1 tRNA gene is annotated in these 425 nt (G+C 51.1%); it reads right to left on the bottom strand.

From position 1 onward, the window contains the following. Positions 1–209 precede the first annotated feature (209 nt). Positions 210–281 (bottom strand) — tRNA-Gln (locus tag D7Y13_RS43470). Between the last annotated feature and the right edge of the window lie 144 nt (positions 282–425).

Raw genomic sequence — 425 nt, 5'->3', positions numbered from 1 at the left:
CTTCGTGGGGTTTTCACGAATGCGGCAGCAACGATGAAGGTTTGAGGAGCGATCGAGCGAAACTTGTCATCTACTTATCATTTAAATAAACCGCACGACCGCTTCTGATGTCGTCTGCTTAGGCTAACATCAGCCTGCTCGCAGTGGAGATCGACTGCAACTGAAATCGCTTCGATCGGCTCTCGATCGAAGCGGCAAACAATCTAAAACTGGGGCGCTAGGATTCGAACCTAGGAATGGCGAGACCAAAACCCGCTGCCTTACCACTTGGCGACGCCCCATTGAGGGAACCTTATTTAAGGTAGCAGTTCCCCGCAAATTGTGTCAACCCGTCACACATCTAAAAATCGTGCTGCAAAATCGCCTGACCGCGCTGATAAAGTTCCTGGGCGGATTCTGTCCATGCACCTTGACCCCAATAGCGA

The sequence above is a fragment of the Corallococcus praedator genome (assembly GCF_003612125.1).
Classification (GTDB): domain Bacteria; phylum Myxococcota; class Myxococcia; order Myxococcales; family Myxococcaceae; genus Corallococcus; species Corallococcus praedator.
This window is presented reverse-complemented; position numbering and strand designations above follow the sequence as displayed.